The organism is Streptomyces sp. NPDC006208, assembly GCF_040613775.1.
Lineage (GTDB): Bacteria > Actinomycetota > Actinomycetes > Streptomycetales > Streptomycetaceae > Streptomyces.
Genome location: NZ_JBEXSW010000046.1, coordinates 14,620 through 33,829, shown reverse-complemented (window position 1 = coordinate 33,829; position 19,210 = coordinate 14,620). Strand labels below are relative to the sequence as shown.

Annotated in this window: 16 protein-coding genes and 1 pseudogene; 9 read left to right on the top strand and 8 right to left on the bottom strand. The window is 69.0% G+C overall.

All coding sequences use genetic code 11. The features are described 5' to 3' along the window. Positions 1-101 precede the first annotated feature (101 nt). Positions 102-3,593 carry an NB-ARC domain-containing protein gene (locus tag ABZ208_RS30730; RefSeq protein WP_356912723.1) on the top strand — a complete coding sequence of 1,164 codons (3,492 nt, stop codon included), beginning with the start codon at positions 102-104 and terminating at the stop codon, positions 3,591-3,593. 345 nt (positions 3,594-3,938) lie between these two features. Here the strand turns inward: ABZ208_RS30730 and ABZ208_RS30725 are convergent, their stop codons facing one another. Continuing rightward, a complete protein-coding gene (locus tag ABZ208_RS30725; protein WP_356912722.1) occupies positions 3,939-5,255 on the bottom strand; it encodes an MFS transporter in 1,317 nt (438 codons plus the stop codon). Positions 5,256-5,344: 89 nt separating this feature from the next. On the opposite strand from ABZ208_RS30725, the gene ABZ208_RS30720 reads away from it, so the two are divergent. Beyond that, positions 5,345-6,301: a winged helix-turn-helix domain-containing protein gene (locus ABZ208_RS30720; protein WP_356912721.1), complete on the top strand. Its 957-nt coding sequence runs from the start codon at positions 5,345-5,347 to the stop codon at positions 6,299-6,301. 480 nt (positions 6,302-6,781) lie between these two features. Here ABZ208_RS30720 and ABZ208_RS30715 read toward each other — a convergent pair whose 3' ends face one another. Further along, complete coding sequence (locus ABZ208_RS30715; RefSeq protein ID WP_356912720.1) at positions 6,782-7,363, bottom strand: hypothetical protein; 582 nt, start codon at positions 7,361-7,363, stop codon at positions 6,782-6,784. Positions 7,364-8,020: 657 nt separating this feature from the next. Next, positions 8,021-8,896, bottom strand: coding sequence for a VOC family protein (locus ABZ208_RS30710; protein ID WP_356912719.1), 876 nt, complete (start codon positions 8,894-8,896; stop codon positions 8,021-8,023). An 85-nt stretch (positions 8,897-8,981) separates the two neighbouring features. Here ABZ208_RS30710 and ABZ208_RS30705 point away from each other — a divergent pair, with 85 nt between their 5' ends. After that, positions 8,982-9,935: an AsnC family transcriptional regulator gene (locus ABZ208_RS30705; RefSeq protein ID WP_356912718.1), complete on the top strand. Its 954-nt coding sequence runs from the start codon at positions 8,982-8,984 to the stop codon at positions 9,933-9,935. Between the two features lie 247 nt (positions 9,936-10,182). Then, on the top strand, positions 10,183-10,362 hold the full coding sequence (locus ABZ208_RS30700; protein ID WP_356912717.1) for a hypothetical protein: 180 nt from the start codon (positions 10,183-10,185) through the stop codon (positions 10,360-10,362). A gap of 325 nt (positions 10,363-10,687) precedes the next feature. Here ABZ208_RS30700 and ABZ208_RS30695 read toward each other — a convergent pair whose 3' ends face one another. From ABZ208_RS30695 to ABZ208_RS30685, 3 genes are all read right to left on the bottom strand, one after another. After that, positions 10,688-10,828 carry a hypothetical protein gene (locus ABZ208_RS30695; protein ID WP_356912716.1) on the bottom strand — a complete coding sequence of 47 codons (141 nt, stop codon included), beginning with the start codon at positions 10,826-10,828 and terminating at the stop codon, positions 10,688-10,690. Between the two features lie 793 nt (positions 10,829-11,621). Further along, positions 11,622-12,626 carry a helix-turn-helix domain-containing protein gene (locus tag ABZ208_RS30690; protein ID WP_356912715.1) on the bottom strand — a complete coding sequence of 335 codons (1,005 nt, stop codon included), beginning with the start codon at positions 12,624-12,626 and terminating at the stop codon, positions 11,622-11,624. Positions 12,627-13,007: 381 nt separating this feature from the next. Further along, entirely contained in the window at positions 13,008-13,595 is a 588-nt protein-coding gene (locus tag ABZ208_RS30685) for a peptidoglycan-binding domain-containing protein (RefSeq protein ID WP_356912714.1), read from the bottom strand. A 615-nt stretch (positions 13,596-14,210) separates the two neighbouring features. On the opposite strand from ABZ208_RS30685, the gene ABZ208_RS30680 reads away from it, so the two are divergent. From ABZ208_RS30680 to ABZ208_RS30665, 4 genes are all read left to right on the top strand, one after another. Then, positions 14,211-14,660: a hypothetical protein gene (locus tag ABZ208_RS30680; RefSeq protein WP_356912713.1), complete on the top strand. Its 450-nt coding sequence runs from the start codon at positions 14,211-14,213 to the stop codon at positions 14,658-14,660. A gap of 18 nt (positions 14,661-14,678) precedes the next feature. Continuing rightward, entirely contained in the window at positions 14,679-15,149 is a 471-nt protein-coding gene (locus tag ABZ208_RS30675) for a hypothetical protein (protein WP_356912712.1), read from the top strand. Beyond that, positions 15,146-15,514, top strand: a complete 369-nt coding sequence (locus ABZ208_RS30670) for a transposase (protein ID WP_356912758.1) — start codon at positions 15,146-15,148, stop codon at positions 15,512-15,514. Before ABZ208_RS30675 ends, ABZ208_RS30670 begins: the two co-directional genes overlap by 4 nt. Before the next feature lie 76 nt (positions 15,515-15,590). Then, positions 15,591-16,637, top strand: a complete 1,047-nt coding sequence (locus tag ABZ208_RS30665; protein WP_356912711.1) for a hypothetical protein — start codon at positions 15,591-15,593, stop codon at positions 16,635-16,637. A 191-nt stretch (positions 16,638-16,828) separates the two neighbouring features. On the opposite strand, the pseudogene ABZ208_RS30660 reads toward ABZ208_RS30665, so the two are convergent. Together ABZ208_RS30660 and ABZ208_RS30655 are read right to left on the bottom strand one after the other, a co-directional pair. Next, positions 16,829-16,927 (bottom strand): annotated as a pseudogene (locus tag ABZ208_RS30660) (helix-turn-helix domain-containing protein); the annotation flags it as partial. Between the two features lie 325 nt (positions 16,928-17,252). Then, positions 17,253-17,888 carry a hypothetical protein gene (locus ABZ208_RS30655; RefSeq protein ID WP_356912710.1) on the bottom strand — a complete coding sequence of 212 codons (636 nt, stop codon included), beginning with the start codon at positions 17,886-17,888 and terminating at the stop codon, positions 17,253-17,255. A gap of 270 nt (positions 17,889-18,158) precedes the next feature. On the opposite strand from ABZ208_RS30655, the gene ABZ208_RS30650 reads away from it, so the two are divergent. Continuing rightward, entirely contained in the window at positions 18,159-18,701 is a 543-nt protein-coding gene (locus ABZ208_RS30650; protein ID WP_356912709.1) for a hypothetical protein, read from the top strand. The last annotated feature ends 509 nt before the right edge of the window (positions 18,702-19,210 follow it).

Sequence of the window (19,210 nt, the reverse complement as noted above, 5' to 3'; positions counted from 1 at the left end):
TTGTGACGTTCCGCTGATGGCATGAGTGCCCGGTCGCTAGGGTCCAGCGCAGGAGATCGGGTGCCGGGGGTGGGCGGGTGCGTGCGTGGATGGCGGCAATCGTGGCGCTTGCCAGCCTGGGCATTGCACTGGCGATCGTGCTGGCCCTGGCGGGGAACGCCGCAACGGCTGCCTCGCGCTGGCCCGGGTTGCTGGATGAGCTCCGGCAGCACCCGTGGTGGTCGGTCGGCGTCTTCGGGCCACTGGCCGTCGTGGCAGGCGGTATCGCGGCGTGGCTGCAGTTGCGTCCCCCAGTGGCCCTGAACGATCCCCCGCCACCCCCGCCCGTGGCCGTCCCGGACTGGTTCGTCGATCGGGCCCAGACCCGCACCACGGTGTCGGCCGTGTGCCGCGGCGGCCGCGCCGTAGGCATCACCACCTCCCTGTGGGGGGCGGGAGGGTTCGGGAAGACCACCCTGGCGACTGCCGTGTGCGCCCGGCGGCGCGTGCGGTGGCGGTTCCGGTCCCGTATCTATCTCGTCACCATCGGCCGGGACGTCCGCGGACGAGCGGCTTTGGCGGCCAAGGTCGTCGAAGTCACCCGATTCATCACCGGCGACACCACCGAGTTCGACGATCCGGACCTGGCCGGCGCCCATCTGGGCAGGCTCCTCGACCAGCGCCCTCGCACCCTGCTCGTCCTGGACGACGTGTGGGAAGCCGAGCAGCTCGACCCCTTCCTGACAGGAGGCCGCCGCTGCGTACGGCTGGTCACCACCCGCAACCCCACGCTGCTGCCACCCGGCGCGCAGCGCATACCCGTCGACCAGATGTCCCACGCCCAGGCCAGGGCCGTGCTGACCTGGACCCTGCCGACGCTGCCCGAGCCCGTGGTGGACGCCCTGCTGAAGGCCACGGGCCGCTGGGCCCTGCTGCTGCGCCTGACGAACCGCCTGATCGCCGAACAGTGCGCCGCCGGCGCCGATCCCACCGCCACCGCTGAGCGGATCCTTCACCGGCTGCGCGGCAACGGGCCCGTTGCCGTGGACGATCCCGCCGCCACCTGGGATCTGGACGACCCTCGCCTGCGCAACCAGGCCGTCAAGGCCTCGATCGAGGCAGCAACAACCCTGCTGCGGCCCGGCAGCCCGGACCGCTTCACCGAGCTCGGTATCTTCGCCGAGGACGAGTCCATCCCCGTCACCGTCGTCGCCCTGCTGTGGCAGGCAAGCGGCCAACTGACCGAGGACCAGACACGCGTCCTGTGCCGGGACCTCGAACAGCTTTCCCTGCTCACCCTCGACCCGCAGCACGGCGGCAGGATCAGCCTGCACGACGTCATCCGTGACTACCTCCGCGGCGAGCTCGGCACCGCGGGCCTGACCCGCCTCAACGGCCTCCTGCTCGACGCCATAGCAGCGCCCCTGCCCCCGGCCCAGCCCCTCGCCCCCACCACACCCGATCCCGAACGCGCCTGGTGGCAGTTGCAGGATGGCTACCTCCTCGACCACCTCATCGACCACTTCCTCGCAGCCGGACGCACCACCTCCGCCGAGGCGGTGGCGGGCGACCTGCGCTGGGTTGAGACCCGCCTCACCCAGCGCGGCCCGAGCGCTCCCTGGAGCGACCTCACCCGCATCGACACCCCCCACGCCCGCCCCCTGGCCCGCAGCCTCGCCCAAACGGCCCACCTCCTCACCCCCACCGACCCACCCCACGCCCTCACCGGCGTCCTGCACACCCGTCTCGACATACACCGGCACTGGCAGCCACAGATCACCGCGCGCCGACAGGATCCCGCCCAACGCCCCTGCCTCGCCAACCGATGGCCCCTGCCCGACGCCCCCTCCCCGGCACTGCAACGCACTCTTACCGGCCACACCGACGAGGTGTCGTCGGTGGCGATCTCGCCCGACGGCACTTGGATTGCCACCGTCGGCGGTGACGGGGACGTGCGGATCTGGGACCGGGGCACGGGAAGCTGCACGGCCACACTCACCGGCAACATCGGCCTGGTGAAGTCGGTGGCGATCTCGCCCGACGGCACCTGGCTCGCCACCGCCGGCCACGGCCGAACAGTGCGGATCTGGGACCGGGCCACAGGGAGCTGCACGGCCACGCTCACCGGCCACACCAACCCGGTAAATGCGGTGGCAATCTCGCCGGACGGCACCTGGCTCGCCAGCGCCGGCCACGGCCGAGCATTGCGCATCTGGGACCGGGCCACAGGGAGCTGCACGGCCATCCTCACCGGCCACACCGACCGGGTGCAGTCGGTGGCGATCTCGCCCGACGGCACCTGGCTCGCCACCGCCGGCGACGACCAGACCGTGCGGATCTGGCACCGGGAGACCGAGACCTGCACCGCCATCCTCACCGGCCACACCGACCGGGTCCTATCGGTGGCGATCGCCCCGGACGGCACCTGGCTCGCCACCACCACCGCCAGCGACGATCAGAGCGTGCGGATCTGGCGCCGGGACACGGGGAACTGCACGGCCATCCTCACCGGCCACACCTCCTGGGGGCTGTCAGTGGCGATCTCGCCCGACGGCACCTGGCTCGCCACCGCCGGCGACGACCAGACCGTGCGGATCTGGCACCGGGAGACCGAGACCTGCATTGCCACCCTCACCGGCCACCACAGCTCAGTGCATTCAGTGGCGATCGCGCCGGACGGCACCTGGCTCGCCAGCACCGGCCACGACGGGACCGTGCGGATCTGGGACGCAACGTCCGTTGCTCACACCGGCTCGCTCTCCCGACGGACCAAATCGGTGCGTGCCGTGGCGATCTCGCGGGACGGCACCTGGCTCGCAACCGCCGGGCTCAGCAGAAGACTGCGAATTTGGGACCGGGAGACCGAGACCTGCACCGCCACACTGACCGGCCACACCGCCTGGGTGAATTCGGTGGCGATCTCGCCCGACGGGACCTGGCTCGCCAGCGCCGGCGACGACGGGGCGGTACGGATCTGGAACCGGGGCACGGGAAGCTGCACGGCCACACTCACCGGCCACACCGACCAGGTGAATTCGGTGGCGATCGCCCCGGACGGCACCTGGCTCGCCAGCACCGGCCACGACCAGACCGTGCGGATCTGGAACCGGGACACCCAGACCTGCACCGCCACCCTCACCGGCCACACCGACCAGGTGAATTCGGTGGCGATCTCGCCCGACGGGACCTGGTTCGCGACGGCTGGCGGCGACGGGAACCTGCGGATCTGGGACCGGGACACGGGAAACTGCACGGCCACACTCACCGGCCACACCGACCAGGTGAATTCGGTGGCGATCTCGCCCGACGGCACCTGGCTCGCCACCGCCGGCCACGACCAGACCGTGCGGATCTGGAACCGGGACACCCAGACCTGCACGACCACCCTCACCGGCCACACCGACCAGGTGAATTCGGTGGCGATCTCGCCCGACGGGACCTGGCTCACCACCACCAGCACCGACGTGACGGCGAGGATCTGGGCCGTCGCGGATCAACGCACGGTGACCATGGCACGAGCCGAAGGGGCGCTGCTCTCATGTTCCTGGGGAGCTGCTGGCGAACTCGCCGTGGGAGGGGAGCGGGGCCTGTACCTCTTCGCCCTCCTCACCTGAGACGCGGCCCCAACGCGAAGGGCACGCGAGCGATCGACGCCGGCCTGCGGCAACCTGCCGGTCGTACCCGGGCCGGTCCACCCCGTCCGCCACGCCGTGAGACCGGCTCGAGCAAAGCCCAACGGGCATCGGACAGGTCGCTGCGATACGGGCGCCGAGGACTCACGAGACGTGCAACGACCCAACGGCGCCCCAGTCACTTGAATGGATCAAATCACCAGCAACCCAGATCAGATGCCCTCTTAGGACTCCTAACAACACAATGAACTATCGGGAATGGCTGTCTGTCAGAGAGACGTGGGGGTGGGGTGCGTGACGGCTCGCGGCCGACCCGACCTGCGACGGTTACTGCGCAGGAGAACTACACGCATGCTGTTCGGTGCCGTTCTCTGATCCCGTTGAGTAGTTCGGGACGGGGACCGAGGAGGTGGGCGGGTGCCAGCTGAGAATCCAGCCGGCGGTCAGCGACGCCGCGCCGCCTGCCAGAGCGATTGCGCCACCTGTTCCGATGCCTGCGGCCACCGAGCCGAAGCAGGCCGGCCCGACGCCCTGCAGCATCATGCTGCCGGAGCCGAGCAGACCGAAGGCCTGGCCCTGGCCACCCTGCGGCAGGGCGTCCAGGAACGGCCGTTGCAGGCCGAGACCGTAGGCGAATCCAAAGCCGCAGAGCAGCAGCAGACAGGACGAGACGCCCACTCCGGGCTCGGCAGCGAAGCCGACCAGCGGCAATCCCATCAGCGCAATCAACGGGACCACCAGTCGCTCCCGGGTGGGTGGCCGTAGCAGTCGACCCACCAGCAGGTCACCAACAAGCATGCCGACCGGCAGACAGCCCATCAGCACCGCGTACCAGCCGGGCGCGAAGTGGCGTCCTCCCGCGTAGGCGACGATCAGGCCTTCCGCGCCCGCTACGAACGCGGACGGTAGCCACTGCGCCAGCATCAGTCGTCGCACCGTGCGTCCGCGCAGCAGCAGGCCGGCACCGTGCAGGCTTGCCCGGACGGCCCCGCCATCGCCCCGAGCGCTGCCGGGCGTGCTGCCGAACTCTCCCAGCTGCAGCCGGGGTAGCCGGATGCGGATGGCGAGCGCGCAGCCGAGGTAGAGGGCGGCGCTTACCGCGAGCGCACGGTGCGGGCCGAGTACCGCGACGGCCGCACCTCCCAGCGCCAGACCGAACAATTGCGCGCCGGAGGCAGCGATGTTGTTCAGTGAACGGCCCAGTACATAGGCGTCGCCCTCCAGCCACTGCGCGACCAGCCGACTCGACGCGCCGCTGAACACCGGTGTGACGAGGGCGACCAGCGCCACGACACCGAGGCTTGCCGCGATCGGCATCCGCACCAGGGCGAGCAGCAGGGCGGCGGTGCACTCCAAGGCGTAGCCGCTGACGATGAGCGCGCGGGGCGGCAGTTGGTCGGCCAGTGAGCCCAGCAGCAGCGAGCCGAACAGCTGCGGGAGAAAGCCGATACCGAAGGCCAGTGCGCTGAACAGCGCGGAGCCGGTGGCCGCGAAGACCAGCACCGAGAACGTGGTGATCCGCAGCGAGCCCGCAGTGATCGCGACGGTGCGGGTCGAGAAGAGCAGCCGGAATCGCGGCTCGGCCAGCACCTCCCGGTAGGTGGCACGGTGGTTGCCCTGCGCGGGTTCGGCGGTTGGGGTCATGACGCCCAGCCTCGCCGTGCGCCCACGCCACTCACCAATGATTCGTCGCTGGACGAATCGGTACAGACGTCCCGCGGCAGCATGACAGCGTGCTCCGCTTCGAAGTCTCCATCGAGGACCTGCTGCGCAGCCGCTTCGCACTGTCGCCCGCGATGGACCTCTGCCTACTGCTACGCTCGCTCGCCGGCCAAGACCGGCCGCTGCCGCGAGCCTGGGCCACCCGGCTCCTGCCGGCCTTTGAACGGCTTCGCCGCGAGACCGAACTGAACGCCGCCCTCGCCCTGCACACCCCGCAATCCGGACCGAACTTCGTCGCCCCGCCCCCGCGCGGCCTCAACCAGACCTGGGCAGACGACCTGGCCATGATCCGGGCCACACCGCTGGAAGCGGCCCGCCACGAATTCGCCACCACCGCGACCGGCCCGTCCGCCCGTGATCCCCGCGTACGCGCAGTGCTGGACTCGACGGACGCCGTCCCCAGGATCGCCGAGGCGATGGATCAGGCGTGGCACGAGCTGCTCGCCACGGACTGGCCGCAACTGCGCGCGATCTGTGAGCGCGATGTCGTGCACCGGGTGGGTGTGATCGGCGAACACGGCTGGGCCACGACCATCGAGAGCCTGCACCCGAGCATCGCCTGGCGCGCCGGCGGTATCGAGCTCGGCTTCTTCCCCCGAGGCGGAACAGTCCACCTCGCCGGCGACGGGCTACTGCTGATCCCTTCGGTCTTCGTCGGGCATATCGCCGCCCACCTGGAAGACCCCTGGCCCAGGACCTTGGTCTATCCTGCCCGCGGCACCGCCGCCCTGTGGGGCGAACAGGAGACCGTCCCCCAACCGGACGCGCTGACCGCTCTGGTCGGCCAGGCCCGAGCCCGGCTGCTGGTGGCGCTGGACGCCCCGGCCAGCACCAGCCACCTCGCCCGAAGCCTCGCCATGGCACCCGGCGCGGTAGGTGACCACCTCGCCATCCTGCGAGGCGCGGGGCTACTCGTCCGCGCCCGGGCCGGACGGTCGGTGCCCTACCGGCGCACCCCGCTCGGCTAGGCACTGGTCGGCGGTTCGGACTGAGGGCTCGGATCAGCACTATTTTTGAGGCGCCGCCAGCAGATGATTGCGCAGCCGAGGGTGAGGAGGGCCTGGTGGATGCCGGCGCGGATCTCGTCAGCCCGCCGCACGCTCAGCTGTACCAACGCAGCCGGCTTCACAACTCTCATCGGCTCTCCAACCCCGCGTGACAGGCTGCGTTTCTGTCCACCAGCTGTGATCGGCGTTCGGCCCCTTCACGGGAGGGCTGCGAGGCAGCGGCTGACCGCCAAGACAGGCCGCGAAGAAGCTGGCCGACCGGCTCGCAGCCGAGAATCAACTGACGCATGTCGTCTACCGGAACGGGGCCCACGTGCCTGTGCGGGGCGGGAAGGCGGCGAGCCTGGCCAAGTCGGCCGTCGCGTACAACGCTGGAACTCTCAGCCGCACCCGCGGGGCTGGCGTCATGCACGTCGAAGTCTTCGACGGCTAGTGGATTGACTAGTCGTTTGCTCCCCTGACGTTGGGCCGCTCCGTACGCAGCGCCTGGGGTTGGTTGCCGTAGAGATTTCTGTGGGCTGCCCTTGGCCATGCGGCGTGGTCCGGGCCGGGCCTGGAGAGCCGACCGGCTCCCCAGAGCGCGATCGTGATGAAGACGATCTGCTCTGGGATCCTGAACCACAAAGGCGTGGCCGGGTCACCGTCAAACGTCACGTCAGCGATAGCGGCGTACACGTTGGCCGGGAACATCAGCACGAAAAGCGTGGCAAGGGCCGTCCCGGCCGCAGAGCGGGTTGCGATCAGGACGAGTCCCAGGGCGCCGAGGAATTCCAGCACTCCGGTCGCGTAGACCATCAGGCCAGGGAACGGCACGAACGGCGGGACCATGGCCACCATGTCGGCGTGACCGGGCATCACCGTGACACTCTCAGGGGCGAAGTGCGCGGCGCTGGTGAACACAAGCATGACCGCCAGCCCGTGTGCGGCACTGTCCCGCCAGGTGGCGAATCGGCCGACTCCCAGAGCGCCCAGCAGGCGAAAACCCAGCCAGGGGGCCGCGAGAAGTATGAGGGTTCCGAACATGATCGTCCTTTCGCGCGGGAAGGCGTTCGTAGTGATGGGTGAAGTGGTGGGTCGTGCCGCTTTCCCAGCCGATCGCCCTGCCCGACGAATCCGGTTCAGGAACGGCGTACTTGGCGAACGAGGCCGGGCGGTGGGGCCGTCGGCAGGGGCGCATCGCGCCGCTTGGCCGCGTTTGCGGGCATGAACGGCGGTTCGACGTAGGCGCATGCGCCGTGCGGGCAGCCTTCGGGGTGCGGTCCGGCACGCGAGCCTGCGGCAGGCGCAGGAAGCCGAGCACGCTGAGCCGATTGTTTACAGCCACCACGACGACTTCGCCATGCGCCGCGAACTCGACGCCGTCGTACCAGCCGAGGTCGCCCCCCGCTGGAGAAGCCACCGCAGTGCAGGAGCACCATGTCCGGATGGCCCTCTCCTGCGGGTGCTCACCCGTTCAGTGACAGGCAATCCAGCGCCTGGGGAATCCGGAAGCCGCCCATCACGCGTTCCGGCGGGGAGAGGAGCTACGGCGGTCGGCCCGATACGGCCGCGTTCCGCACGTTGGGCCACGGTTCGGCGGGGCGTGGCTCCCAGAATCCTGTCGTCGTGTGCGCAGGGGATGTTGCGGAAACGGAGACATTGCCGACGGCTCTGTCGAGGGCCCCCGCGGTGTCTCGACGATCACCGGGTGGTGAAGAACAGGCCGGCGCCGTAGGCGTCGCACGGGGAAACGAAGAACCCATCACCGGTCGTCCGGGTCGCGGTGCCGCTCCGCTCGATGGTCGCGCAGGCGGTATCGACGTCGTCGACCAGCACGGTCATGGCGGCCAGGTACGACTTGGAGGGCGCGGGTTCTCCGGGCAGCACCTCCCCGGCGTCCGAGGCCCGGACGATCTCCAGTTGCCCGCTTCCCATGTCCAAAACGGTGCGGGGGCCGTCCCGCTCGGGCCGTGCCTGAAGGACTCGCGCGTATCGGTCAGCGATCGCGTCGAACCCGTCGTCCTCGGCCACTACGAGCACGGCGGCGATGCCGCGCGCCCCGTTCGGGTGAGCGAGATAGCGCGGCTGGTGGACGTACTCGCGCGTCAGGTGCTGGGCGATTCCCACGTAGCCCTCCGGGGTCGAGGTGCCGTCCACGTGGACAGCGCGGGCTCGCATGGTGCGGGGACCGCCCTCCGTGTCGACCTCGCGCTCCAGGCCCAGCACCCCCGACGTGCGCAGCCCCGCACGGGTCAGCAGGCGGTCGCCGGCCTCGGCGTCGTCGGTGTCGAGGTTGAGGATGCGGAATCCCTCGTATTCGTCGGCCATCGCCTTGGTGTGCCACGGGTCGGGCGCCGACTCGTCGACGATACCGAGCAGTTCGATGTAGGACCCGCCGAACAGCACACACAGGTTGGCCGTACAGCCCGGCACCGGCGCTGCGCCCGGCCGCTCGCTCAACAGGTGCCGCGAACGGGGGCTGAGCGTGAAGCCGAACTCCGTGAACCTCCGTTCCAGCCCGTCGAGATCGCGGGTCAGGATGCCCATGTGATGGAAACCGCGGATGCTGCGTGTCATGCGCCCGAGTCTGCCCGGACGCCCGCATCCCGGCCCGGGAATGCCGCCACGGCGCCGGTCTGCGACACGAAAGTATCCTGACGAGGTGGATACGGTCACCCTGGACTCGCTGGACCTGAGACTGCTGCACGCACTCCAGCTCGACGGACGCGCCCCGTTCAGCAGAATCGCCGATGTCCTCAACGTCCGTGACCGCACGGTGGCCCGTCGTTACGAGCGGCTGCGCGCCGCGGGCGCGGCCCGGGTCGCGGCCGTGACCGACAGGCGCCGTACCGGCCATGCGGAATGGTTGATCCGCCTCCGTGTCCTGCCCGGCGGCGCCGCCGCCATCGCCCACGCGCTGGCCCGGCGGGCCGACACCGCCTGGGTGACACTCGCGTCCGCCGGCACCGAGATCGTGTGCATCTTCCGTACCGCCGACCAAGGCCCGGCTCCGCTGGAGGCCCTGGCCCGCCATCCGCAGATCCTCAAAGTGGACGCGCACTGGCTGCTGCGCGACCTGATGGACAGCCGCTGGCTCGCCCGCACCTCGGCACTCACAGCCGAAGAGATCTGTGCGCTGCGCTCACCAGGTCCCGCCGACGCCGCCCCGATCCGGCTCACCGACCTCGACCGCCGTTTGCTGCCCGCCCTCGCGTTGGACGGCCGCGCCGCCTACCCGGCCCTCGCCAAGCAGACCGGCTGGTCGGAATCCGCCATCCGTCGCCGTCTGGAAGAACTGCGCCGTTCCGGCTTGCTTCAGTTCGACGTCGAGACCGACCCGGAACTCTTCGGTTTCTCCGTGCAATGCCTGATCTGGCTGACCATCGCCCCCTCCCAGCTCGCCACCATCGCCCAGATCCTGGCCGCGGACCCCGAAGCGGCCTTTGTCGGCGCGACGACCGGCACGCACAACCTGCTCGCCATCGCCATCTGCCGGGACGCAGACGCCCTCTACACCTACGTCACCGATCGAGTCGGCTCCCTGAACGGCGTCGAACGCGTCGAAACGACCCCGGTCACCTCCTACATCAAACGCGCCGCCCCAACGTTCTCGTAGGGCTTTGGGACAGGTCCGCTGTTGCTGGTCCAGAGCCCGGCCCGTTCTTCAGAGCAGTGACCGCCTCGATGAAATGGCCGCCGAACTGCTCGGGCAGCAGTGACGACCATTTCGTCGAGCTGCTGGTTGCGTGTGAAGCCGCCCGTATCCGGATCCAAGGCTTTGCGCAGCAGCCCGGAAGGCCTTCGAGGCCTGGCAGTGGAGAAAGGGGGCAGACGAGTCACACGCCCCCGAAAGGAGCTGGGCCATGCTTGCTATAGCTGCGGCAGTGTTCTTCTTCATCGCCTTCCTGATCGACGCCGCCGAGATCACGACCGACGAGGTCTTCTCCTCAGGCAACGTGATGCTGCTCGGCCTGGCACTCCTGGCCCTGCATGTCGCGGGGATCGGAACCGCTTGGCGATCCGGCCGGGCCCGCCGACGCTGACAGCATCCCTCGGGGCGAACGGCGTGTCGTGACGGCGCGTCATTCCAGCTCCCCGGGGTGCACGCGGGCATGCTCCCGAAACCCTCTCACCCACTACCGCAAGGCAGTCCATCAGAAGCAGCATCACCGCCGCCCCACCCGTACGGCACAGGCCGCACCCCGTGGGACGGAGCCCCCGCCCCAGACCACGAAACGAACAGGAGCCCACGATGACCTCGCCCATGACAGCCGCTGCGGATGCCTCGGCTGCCCCTGCATGGCTGCATGTGACCGTGATGGCTGTAGCTGTGCTCGTCCTCGTCCTCAGCCTGGCCAGGCGCAGCAACTAGTGCTGGTCGCGTGCGGCGAGAAGACTGTCCGTCGCCGGCTGCACCGCTTCAACCAGGCGGGTCTGGAGGGCCTGGAGGATCTGGGAGCCCAGGGCCCGCAAGCGGCGGATCATCGAGGCCGAACGGTCGGTGATCATCGGCCTGGTCAGGCGGCCCTTCGAGGGAAAAGGACGCGGATCATCGATCCGGACGCCGGGCAGGACGTCGAGAAGGTCGGTCGGCGCGGCACGGGTGCTGTGCGCGGGCGCCTCAGGGCCGGGGCCTGGGGATCGACGGACGGTCTCGTGCGCCCGTTCGCGGGACTGCCGTAGTGCCTCGGCCTCGTATTACTGCCGCATCTGCTCGACTTCCTGCTCCTGCCGCACGCGCTCGGCCTCGGGCCCGGCGTTCCTGTTCCAGCTCGGGTTCCACGGCGGGCCGGCTGCACGTCCTCCGGCAGTTCCACGATCTCCGCTTCCGGCGCGCGGAGTTCCAGCTGGCGCTGGTCCGTGCTTGGTGCCAGCAGTCGGATACTGACTTCCCGGAGCAGACGCAGTCGTTCCAGGGGCGCCACGGCTTCCCACCTGGCGAGAACGTGATGGTGCTCAGCTCGGAGGAGAGCCACGAGGCAACGAGCGCCGCGACGGCGTCGGCCAGGTGATCGTTCACCTGCGAGTCGGTCATCGCAGCGTGGACGGCAGTGTCGGCGCACAGCACTACCCACTCCGCATCCAGGCGGTCAGAGATTCCACCGGCGGTGGGGGCGGGGTACTTCGAGCACGGCACGTCTCCTTTCGGATCTCGTGCCTCCTCGGACGGGCTTGCTCGAAGGCTTGCCCAGCTCCCTGAAAGAGCAGGTGAAAGGCTTGCCCATGTGCTGGGCAAGCGTCCGTGACCGATCGGGCAAGCCTCCCCGGGGGCTGGGCAAGCCCCGTGACCGGTCACGGCAGGTCAGAGCGAGGGGCCACGCTCCTCGGCCTTCCGGCCGGTCCGGGCCGAGGGCGCGCCCTGTCCGCGGTACTCCTGGGGCGTCAGACCGTACGCCGTGCGGAAGGCTCTGGTGAAGCCGGCAGGGCTGCTGTATCCCCATCTCGCCGCGACCGTCCGGATTGGCATGTCCCGGCTCATAGGGTCGGTCAGTTCGCGTCGGCAGCGCTCCAGCCGGCGTTCGCGAATCCAGTCCGAGACGGTGGTGCCCTGGTCCGCGAACAGCCGGTGCAGCGAACGGACGGAGAGATGGTGGGCCGCGGCGATCGTCACCGGGGACAGCTCCGGGTCACCGAGCGAGCGCTCGATGTGGGCGTGAATCCGCACGAGCAGTGCACTGCGACCGCTTTCCTGGGGCATGGCGTTCCCGGCGGCGATGTGGTGGGCAAGCAGGGCCGTGATGAGGTCGACGAGCACATTGCCCAGCCGTACCGCGTCCGCCGGCCGGTAGTCGGACGGGTCCAGGACGATGCAGGTCACGTACTGGCTGAGCAGCGCGCCCATGCCCTCCAGGGCGGGTAACGGCACTGTGGTGATCCGGTCGATCCGATCGGACGGCCAGGGGATCAGCGTCCGGGGGAACTGGACGTGTACGGTCGAGACCGATCCGCCGCCTGGACAGACCGCGTTGCCGCCGAGCCGCCACGCGCCGCACAGCATGACGTCGTGATGCCTGGAACCGCCGCTCGGGACGGACTGTGAGACCGTGACCAAGCCCCAGTTCTCCGGCGGCAGTTGACGACAGCCAGGGGGAACGTGCCGCACGGATTCGGCCGGTCGGCGTGTCCGGTCCGGGTAGGGGACGACGGCGGACACGCGTACGGCCCCGAGATCCCGCACCCGCACGGTTGTCTGTCCGTCGCCCGTGTGGCTGACGCGGGCCTCCGAGGGCGAAAGCGCGCCGGCCAGAGGTTCGTGCCAGTGGGCGAGGCAGTCACCGGTCGGCGGCCGGGAACGGTGGTCGGTCATCGTCGGTCCCCCCTGCGAGTCCTCGTGACGGCTCGTCAACACAGTGCACGGGCCGCATGGTTGTGCCCGGTGCCGCTCCCCCGACGCGGCCCTCAGGCACAGGGTAGTGTCCACTTGTTCGAACGGCCCCGGTTCAGGGGGTGCGTACTCGAGCTCGTCAGGCGGCCCCTGAAGGACCTCGGTCCGGTTCGGGACACCGCAGCATGGCCAGCGGCCTTCCGTCGGGGCAGCAGGACACCCGCCGTGCCCAGGACACGAACTGGTCCGCCAGGTTCACCTGGGAAAGCTCGCGGGGGCCTGACCCAGTTGCCTTGCCGCCGTCGGCCCCGCCTGCCGGGAAGCCCTCCCCGCAGGCGCGAACTTCGGCTGAGGCGAGGCCTTCTAGCCTCTCAGGACGGTCCGCTGGTAGTACTGGATACGGTCACCGCCGTGGAAGAAGTTGTACCCCAGGTCCGGCTGCTGGGCGACGGTGAGGAGGTACGCACCGTCGTCCTGGTACGTCTCGTCCCCCCTCAGGAAGTACACCCCTCCGTTGCCCTTGCCGTCGTAGTAGACCTCGTACGAGTCGTTGTAGTGCAGCCAGCGGAGCCGGTCGTCGGCCTTGGTCCACGTTTCGTTCCCGACCCAGCCGTCGTCGTCTATGCCGTACAGCCGCTGCCACTTGACCGTGGCCGCAGCCGTGTTGGGCCCGAACGAACCGTCGATCCCGGACGCCGGAAGCAGCCCCTCCGCGACGAGGATCGACTGCCACATCACGACCAGATCCGTGTTCCGCGAGTCGGCGCAGCCGTTGCACAGCGAATTGCCGAGTTCGGAGTAGTGGTCGCCGAAGTCGTCGGTCAGGACTCCCCCGCCGTCGACGAACGTGGTGCCGTACACACCGGAATTGCCAGGGACGGCGTTGGCCGTGCCGGCGAGCAGGAACATGCTCACGACAGCCGCAAGCACAGCGAGAACCACTCGTCTCATAACAGTCTCCTCGTCGTCCGATGGCTCAGGTCGTGCGGCCGGAAGCAGAGTGGTGGTCTGTACCTTCCGGCGGCGAGGAGAGTGTCGCCTGCCCGAAGCGCGCTTGTCGTTGTCGCGGAGCGCCAAGCAGTTGTCTGCGAGCGCCAGTTCGAACGACGGCTTCGCGGGGGGAACGCCTCGCGTCACACCACGCCTCCCGCGGCGTTCACCTGGACCCGAGAACGTGCTGAAGGACTCGGCGATCCGATCGATGAGCTGGGAGAGAGGCGACGATCACGCACGCCCGGAGCGGGAAGGAGCGCACGCTGCGACGGCGTCCGGGTAACCGCTTCGGCATGGATGCTTTCGCCGCCGACCCGTCGGACGTCGCCTCAATGTCGGCTACATCATTGCTTGTTGACCGCCTGGGTCTGGAGCACACTGGCGTTCGCTTCACGCACAGGCTCCCCTCGGCGGCACGGGAGACCGCCCGGTCACGCCTGCGCGGTGCCGCCGGCTGCGCCATGCCGGCCAGATCCTGTCCTTGCTCCAAACCGCTGCTCCAGCGGTCCTTCGTGCAGGTACCAATTCATGTGGGGGGAATACATGTCCGCACGTCTGCCACGGAAATCTTGGGTGAGAGCCGCCACCGTCTCGGCCCTGACGCTGGCCTCTACGCTGGCCGGAGCCGTGGTCGCGCCGACAGCGGCCGTCGCCGACACCGGCGACCGTACACAGACCGTCAGCTGCGCATCCCTGTGGGTCAACGACTCCGCCGGAGTGACCCATGCCAGGCTGCAGAACTGCACCGTCACCTGGGGAAAGAACATCTTCGACGGCTCCTACTGGCAGACGGTGAAGTTCCAGCTCCTCGACTCCAGAACCGACGGCGTCTGCGCCAAGGCACTCGTCATTCCGTCCGACACCGGGGCAAGCGCTGCCTCCAGCGAGTGCAACGGCGTCTGGACGACGAAGACCGCGAACTTCAGCGGCCGGACCTCGAACATCTTCATCAGGATCGCCTATGGTTCCAATTCCACATACGGCAAGATCAGCACCAATGTCACGCCGCCGTCCGGTTTCTGAGATTTGAGGGGGAAGGCAATGTCAGCACATCCGCAGAAGAAGTCCATGAGGTCCCTGGCGGCCTCCGCCCTGACGCTGACCGTCGGAATCAGTGGGGTCTTGCTGCTGCCGACCGCCGCGGCCGCCGACGACGGTGATCGTACGCAGACCGTCAGCTGCGGCACGCTGGAGAGCAAGGACACCAGCGGGATCATCCATGCGAAGATCCGGAACTGCACCGTCACCTGGGGAAAGAACATCATCGACGGCGCCTACTGGCAGACGGTGAAGTTCCAGCTCCTCGACTCCCGCACCGACGGCGTCTGCGCCCGGTCGAGAGTCGCCGGGGAGCACGGCGTCAGGGACTTCAGCGAATGCAACGGCGTCTGGACGACCAAGACGGCGAACTTCAGCGGCCGCACCCCGGACATCTTCATCTCCATCGGGTACGGACGCTCAGCGGGCGATCTCACGCATTACAAGGGCATGATCGCGCCGTCCGGTTACTGAGCCCGATCGCAGCCCGGGCCGGTTCAAGCTTCCCCTGCGGCGGAGCCCCTCATCGTCCCTGGCGTGGGGCCATGGCCGACAAGGCGCATTCCTCCCTCGCGATCCGCGACCACCTGAGCAAGCGCGGCATCCGTGCGGTGGTCCCCGTGCCGGCAGATCAACGTGGCCATCGGCTGCGGTGGGGCAGCCGGGGCGGGAGACCGCCGGCGTTCGACCGCGAGACCTACAAACAGCGCAACACCGTCGAACGGTGCATCAACCGCCTGAAGCAGTGGCGCGGCATCGCCACGCGCTACGAGAAGACCGCGACCATCTACCTGGCCGGACTCCATATCGCCGGCATCTTCCTCTGGTCCGCCTGCTGACTCAGGACAGCTGCGTGGGTGTCGGCTGACAAAGATCGGTACACCCATTGTCAGATGCTGCTGGCAGCATCACCGTATGAATGCCATCTTTACCACCCCACCGCGACCGTTCGACGTGACCGCGCTCTTCCCTCAACTGGCCCCGCTGGCGCGGGCGGCGACCCGGCTGCACCCGCGGCCGGGGTCGCCGACCGTGCATGACAGCTCCGTCGGCGGGCCGCTCTTGTGGCCTGCCGACGAGCCGTGGCCGTACTGCGATGAGCCGCACGACAGCCGTGCGTCGCCAGCGGTCCACTCGCCGGACGACATCCGGCTCCTGCGCCGCGACCGGGCCGCGGCGGCCGAGCGGCTGCGTCTCGACCCGGAGGCACCCGAGTGGACCCCCGAGGAACTGGAGACCTGGGAGCGGATCAAGGTGGGCCGCCCGTGGTTCGACGGCCCGATCCCCCTCCTCCCTGTCGCCCAGCTCTACGCCCGCGACGTCCCCTTCCCGTGTCCGCCCGACGCGGATCTCCTCCAGGTCCTGTGGTGCCCCTTCGACCACTCGATGGCACACCCCAAGACCGCACTCTTCTGGCGCTCCTCCGCCACGGTCACCGATGTCCTCGGCGCACCGCCCGAGCCGCCGATAGTCCAGCTCGGCTACTACCTCCCCGAGCCGTGCCTGTTCTCACCGGAACAGGTCACCGATTTCCCCAACCCCTTGGAGCTGAGCGAGGAACTGCGGGACCAGCTGGACGACATGAGCCGCTGGGAGACGATCGATCCCGCGCTGTACAGCTCGTACGCGGACGACCCGGGCGAGCTCTACCTGAACAATCTCTGCACCGCCCCTGGCTGGAAGACCGGTGGCTGGACCCGCTGGGACCCCACCGACCCCGTCGACCGCTCCTGCCCCGAGTGCGGCACCGAGGCGGTCCCGCTCCTCACCATCGCCTCCTGGGAATGGGACGGCGGCAGCGGGACCTGGATCGCCGAGGAGGAACGGACGACCCCGGCCCCGCCTCCCCTGGGTGCCCAGGACGGCAACTTCACCTTGATCGACATCGTCGGAGGCCACAACCTCCAACTGCACGTCTGCCCCGCCTCCCCGGACCATCCCCACTTCGAACTGATCCAGTGAGCCCCTGCGGAAGTCCTCCGCGCCACCGCGTACACCACAATCGGCACCGCGATCGTCTCTCCAGTCAGCAGCCTTGTCCCACTACCAGATGATCCAAACGGCAGGCCCTGGGCCAGCCAGGCGCGGGCTTCGGTCCTCTTCGCTTCGGTGCGGGCCAGAACACCCGCCCCGATCCTCGACCCATCCGCCGCATAGGCCGTCTTCCGGGCGGTCAGCGCATCGTTGAAGACCACCCTCGCGCAGCCGAACGTCCGTGCCCGCGCCATGCACTGACCTGACGTCGGCTCGATACGGAAGGACTACCTCAGGTGCATGTGATCAACCTACGGCCGCCATTGACGACGTCGTTCCGCTCAGGGGACGACCCAACCTTCCCTGTCCTGCTCCGCAGGAGCCTCGTTTCCTCCCCGGGACGAAGCTCAGGCTTTCCACGAAAGAGACGCGATGAGGATCGGCGTGCTCGGGTCGCTCAGATTCGGCGCGGCCACCGAGTGATCTGCGGATCGCTCGGAAACCTGCCCCGGCGGAGCCGGTCACCATGAAGTCAGCCGCTTGGCCAACGAATCCAGCCGAGTGACGAGTCGCTTCCCGTCCTTCAGAAGCGGGAGGGGCCCTTCAGAACCCAGCGGGTCGCTCTTTCGGGTGCCAGTCCGCCTCAGACCAGTCGTACTCCACGAACTCGTCGGGAACCTGCCCACAAGGGGCGTAGACGCTGATGAACAGAGTCGTGGTCGAGTTGTTCCACCGCACGTCGACCTGGTCGCCGCCTTCCGGGTTTTCGAATCGGAAGCCCAGTTGGCGGAAGGCTGCGCCTGCACGGTCGCCTTCGTGGGTGAGTTTCCAACCCTTCTGCACCAGTTGCCGGCGCACGCGCCGCTGCGCGACTCGGGCGGTGGCTTCGGGGACGTCGGGCACGCTCCAATCGAGACCGAAGCTGCTGACGTCGCTTCGTGCCTCGTCAATGTGGGCGATGCTCCTCAGCCCGCGGTAGTAGCAGGCGCCGGTATCGACCCTGCCCGAGTCCGCAGTGTACTTTTCGGGCAGCGCGAAGCCGTCGTACACCTCGTCGGACCGGGCCTTGAGCCGTTGCGCGACCGCGTCGGGATCGACCGAAGGATACGGCGCGCCGTTCCACATGACGTTCCCCACCACTACGGCAACGACTAGCAGCGCCACCGTCACGAGCCCTGTGACGGCATACAGGACGGACCGCCGTGAGGCCCGGGCTCTCGATACAAGGCTCTTGAACATGCATGTGACAGTAGGCGTCACCATTGCGCGACGCATGAGTAGCCGTACCCAGGAGAGTTCTGGAGCACTCACTGAGTCGGGTGCCGTAGCGACGATCGCAGGGAGCCAAGCCACCGGCACGAGCCTTCTACGAGTCGACGTCGCTCACGGCGCGGACTCGCAGCACCGGGTCACACGGCAGGCGGTCCGGCAAACCCAAGCTGCCGCTGAGCAGACGGCTTGGTGCCACGCTCTCGAACAACGAGGCCGGATGCGGGCCATAATCTACCGATGGACAGCGAGCAGGCGATGGGCCGCCAAGATCAGGGCCCGGCAGGCCCGTTACCGGCCGAGGTGGGCGGTGCGGGCTGGCCGAGGTGGCGCGGCGACGAGCCGGTCACCGCTCCGGGCGGGCACCCGTATCTTCTTGCGGCCGTGCGGATGACGGTTCCCGCGGGCCGGATGTGGCAGCGCCACCGTCTCGTCGAGAACGAACAACTGCATACCAGGCTCGTCCCGCTGCTCGGCAGCCTGCCCCTGAGTCACTCCCTGCTGCAGGAGCCGCACGGCGGTCTGCCCTGCCGCTTCCATGACGGAACTCTCTCCCTGTGGCAGGACCCCGACCCCGGCCACTGGCCCAACACCCTCTACCGCCTCTACACCGAACAGGACGGCCCCCGCCTGGGCATCGGCGAAGTCACCGTCACCCTGCGCCTGGAGACCAGGACCGGGCAGCTTCACCAGCACCGCCGGATCGTCAGCGAGTGCAACGTCCGCGCCGATGCGCGCCTCATCCTCACTCAACTCCCCCACCACCACCTGCCCCGTCCCTGACCCAGTGACGACTCGGTGGCGGACAACTGCCTGGCCAAAGCGCGGTCAGGGTCAGCTTCGGGGTGTGTGCCACGGCACCAGGCGCAGCAGGAGGTCGAGGGGGGCGGGTTAGGGCCGGTGCCGGTGGCCCGTGGCCGGGGCAACTGTCCGTTCAGTCCCGGACGTTGGCTGTCGGCGACGGTTCACTGGCCGGGCCGGCGGTCTGCGGGGCGCCGTCCTCTGGGCTCGACCGGTCAACAGGTAGCGGTCGACCCGCTCGGCGGCGTACGTGCCGTCGTACACCCGGACATCGGTGAGCTCGAACCGCTCCGGACGCCTTCAACGCGTGCCGGCGCCTGGTGGCTGCCGGTGGTGCGGCATCGACGCGCCTGGACATGTCCTGCAGTGGGTTCCGGAGGCAGGCCGGCACACCTGGACAGCGGCCACGGCCGAGCAACGCAGAGAGCGCATGCGCAAGCGGCGCCGAATCCGTCCGCACACAGGTCAGTGAGCCAGCCGCTGCAACTGTG

What these genes read in the sequence shown, in the direction of transcription:
- ABZ208_RS30655 (WP_356912710.1), bottom strand. Translation starts at nt 17,888, where the DNA reads ATGTTCAAGAGCCTTGTATCGAGAGCCCGGGCCTCACGGCGGTCCGTC.
- ABZ208_RS30690 (WP_356912715.1), bottom strand. Translation starts at nt 12,626, where the DNA reads ATGACCGACCACCGTTCCCGGCCGCCGACCGGTGACTGCCTCGCCCAC.
- ABZ208_RS30710 (WP_356912719.1), bottom strand. Translation starts at nt 8,896, where the DNA reads ATGACACGCAGCATCCGCGGTTTCCATCACATGGGCATCCTGACCCGC.
- ABZ208_RS30715 (WP_356912720.1), bottom strand. Translation starts at nt 7,363, where the DNA reads ATGTTCGGAACCCTCATACTTCTCGCGGCCCCCTGGCTGGGTTTTCGC.
- ABZ208_RS30725 (WP_356912722.1), bottom strand. Translation starts at nt 5,255, where the DNA reads ATGACCCCAACCGCCGAACCCGCGCAGGGCAACCACCGTGCCACCTAC.
- ABZ208_RS30685 (WP_356912714.1), bottom strand. Translation starts at nt 13,595, where the DNA reads ATGAGACGAGTGGTTCTCGCTGTGCTTGCGGCTGTCGTGAGCATGTTC.
- ABZ208_RS30650 (WP_356912709.1), top strand. Translation starts at nt 18,159, where the DNA reads ATGGACAGCGAGCAGGCGATGGGCCGCCAAGATCAGGGCCCGGCAGGC.
- ABZ208_RS30665 (WP_356912711.1), top strand. Translation starts at nt 15,591, where the DNA reads ATGAATGCCATCTTTACCACCCCACCGCGACCGTTCGACGTGACCGCG.
- ABZ208_RS30675 (WP_356912712.1), top strand. Translation starts at nt 14,679, where the DNA reads ATGTCAGCACATCCGCAGAAGAAGTCCATGAGGTCCCTGGCGGCCTCC.
- ABZ208_RS30695 (WP_356912716.1), bottom strand. Translation starts at nt 10,828, where the DNA reads ATGATCACCGACCGTTCGGCCTCGATGATCCGCCGCTTGCGGGCCCTG.
- ABZ208_RS30700 (WP_356912717.1), top strand. Translation starts at nt 10,183, where the DNA reads ATGCTTGCTATAGCTGCGGCAGTGTTCTTCTTCATCGCCTTCCTGATC.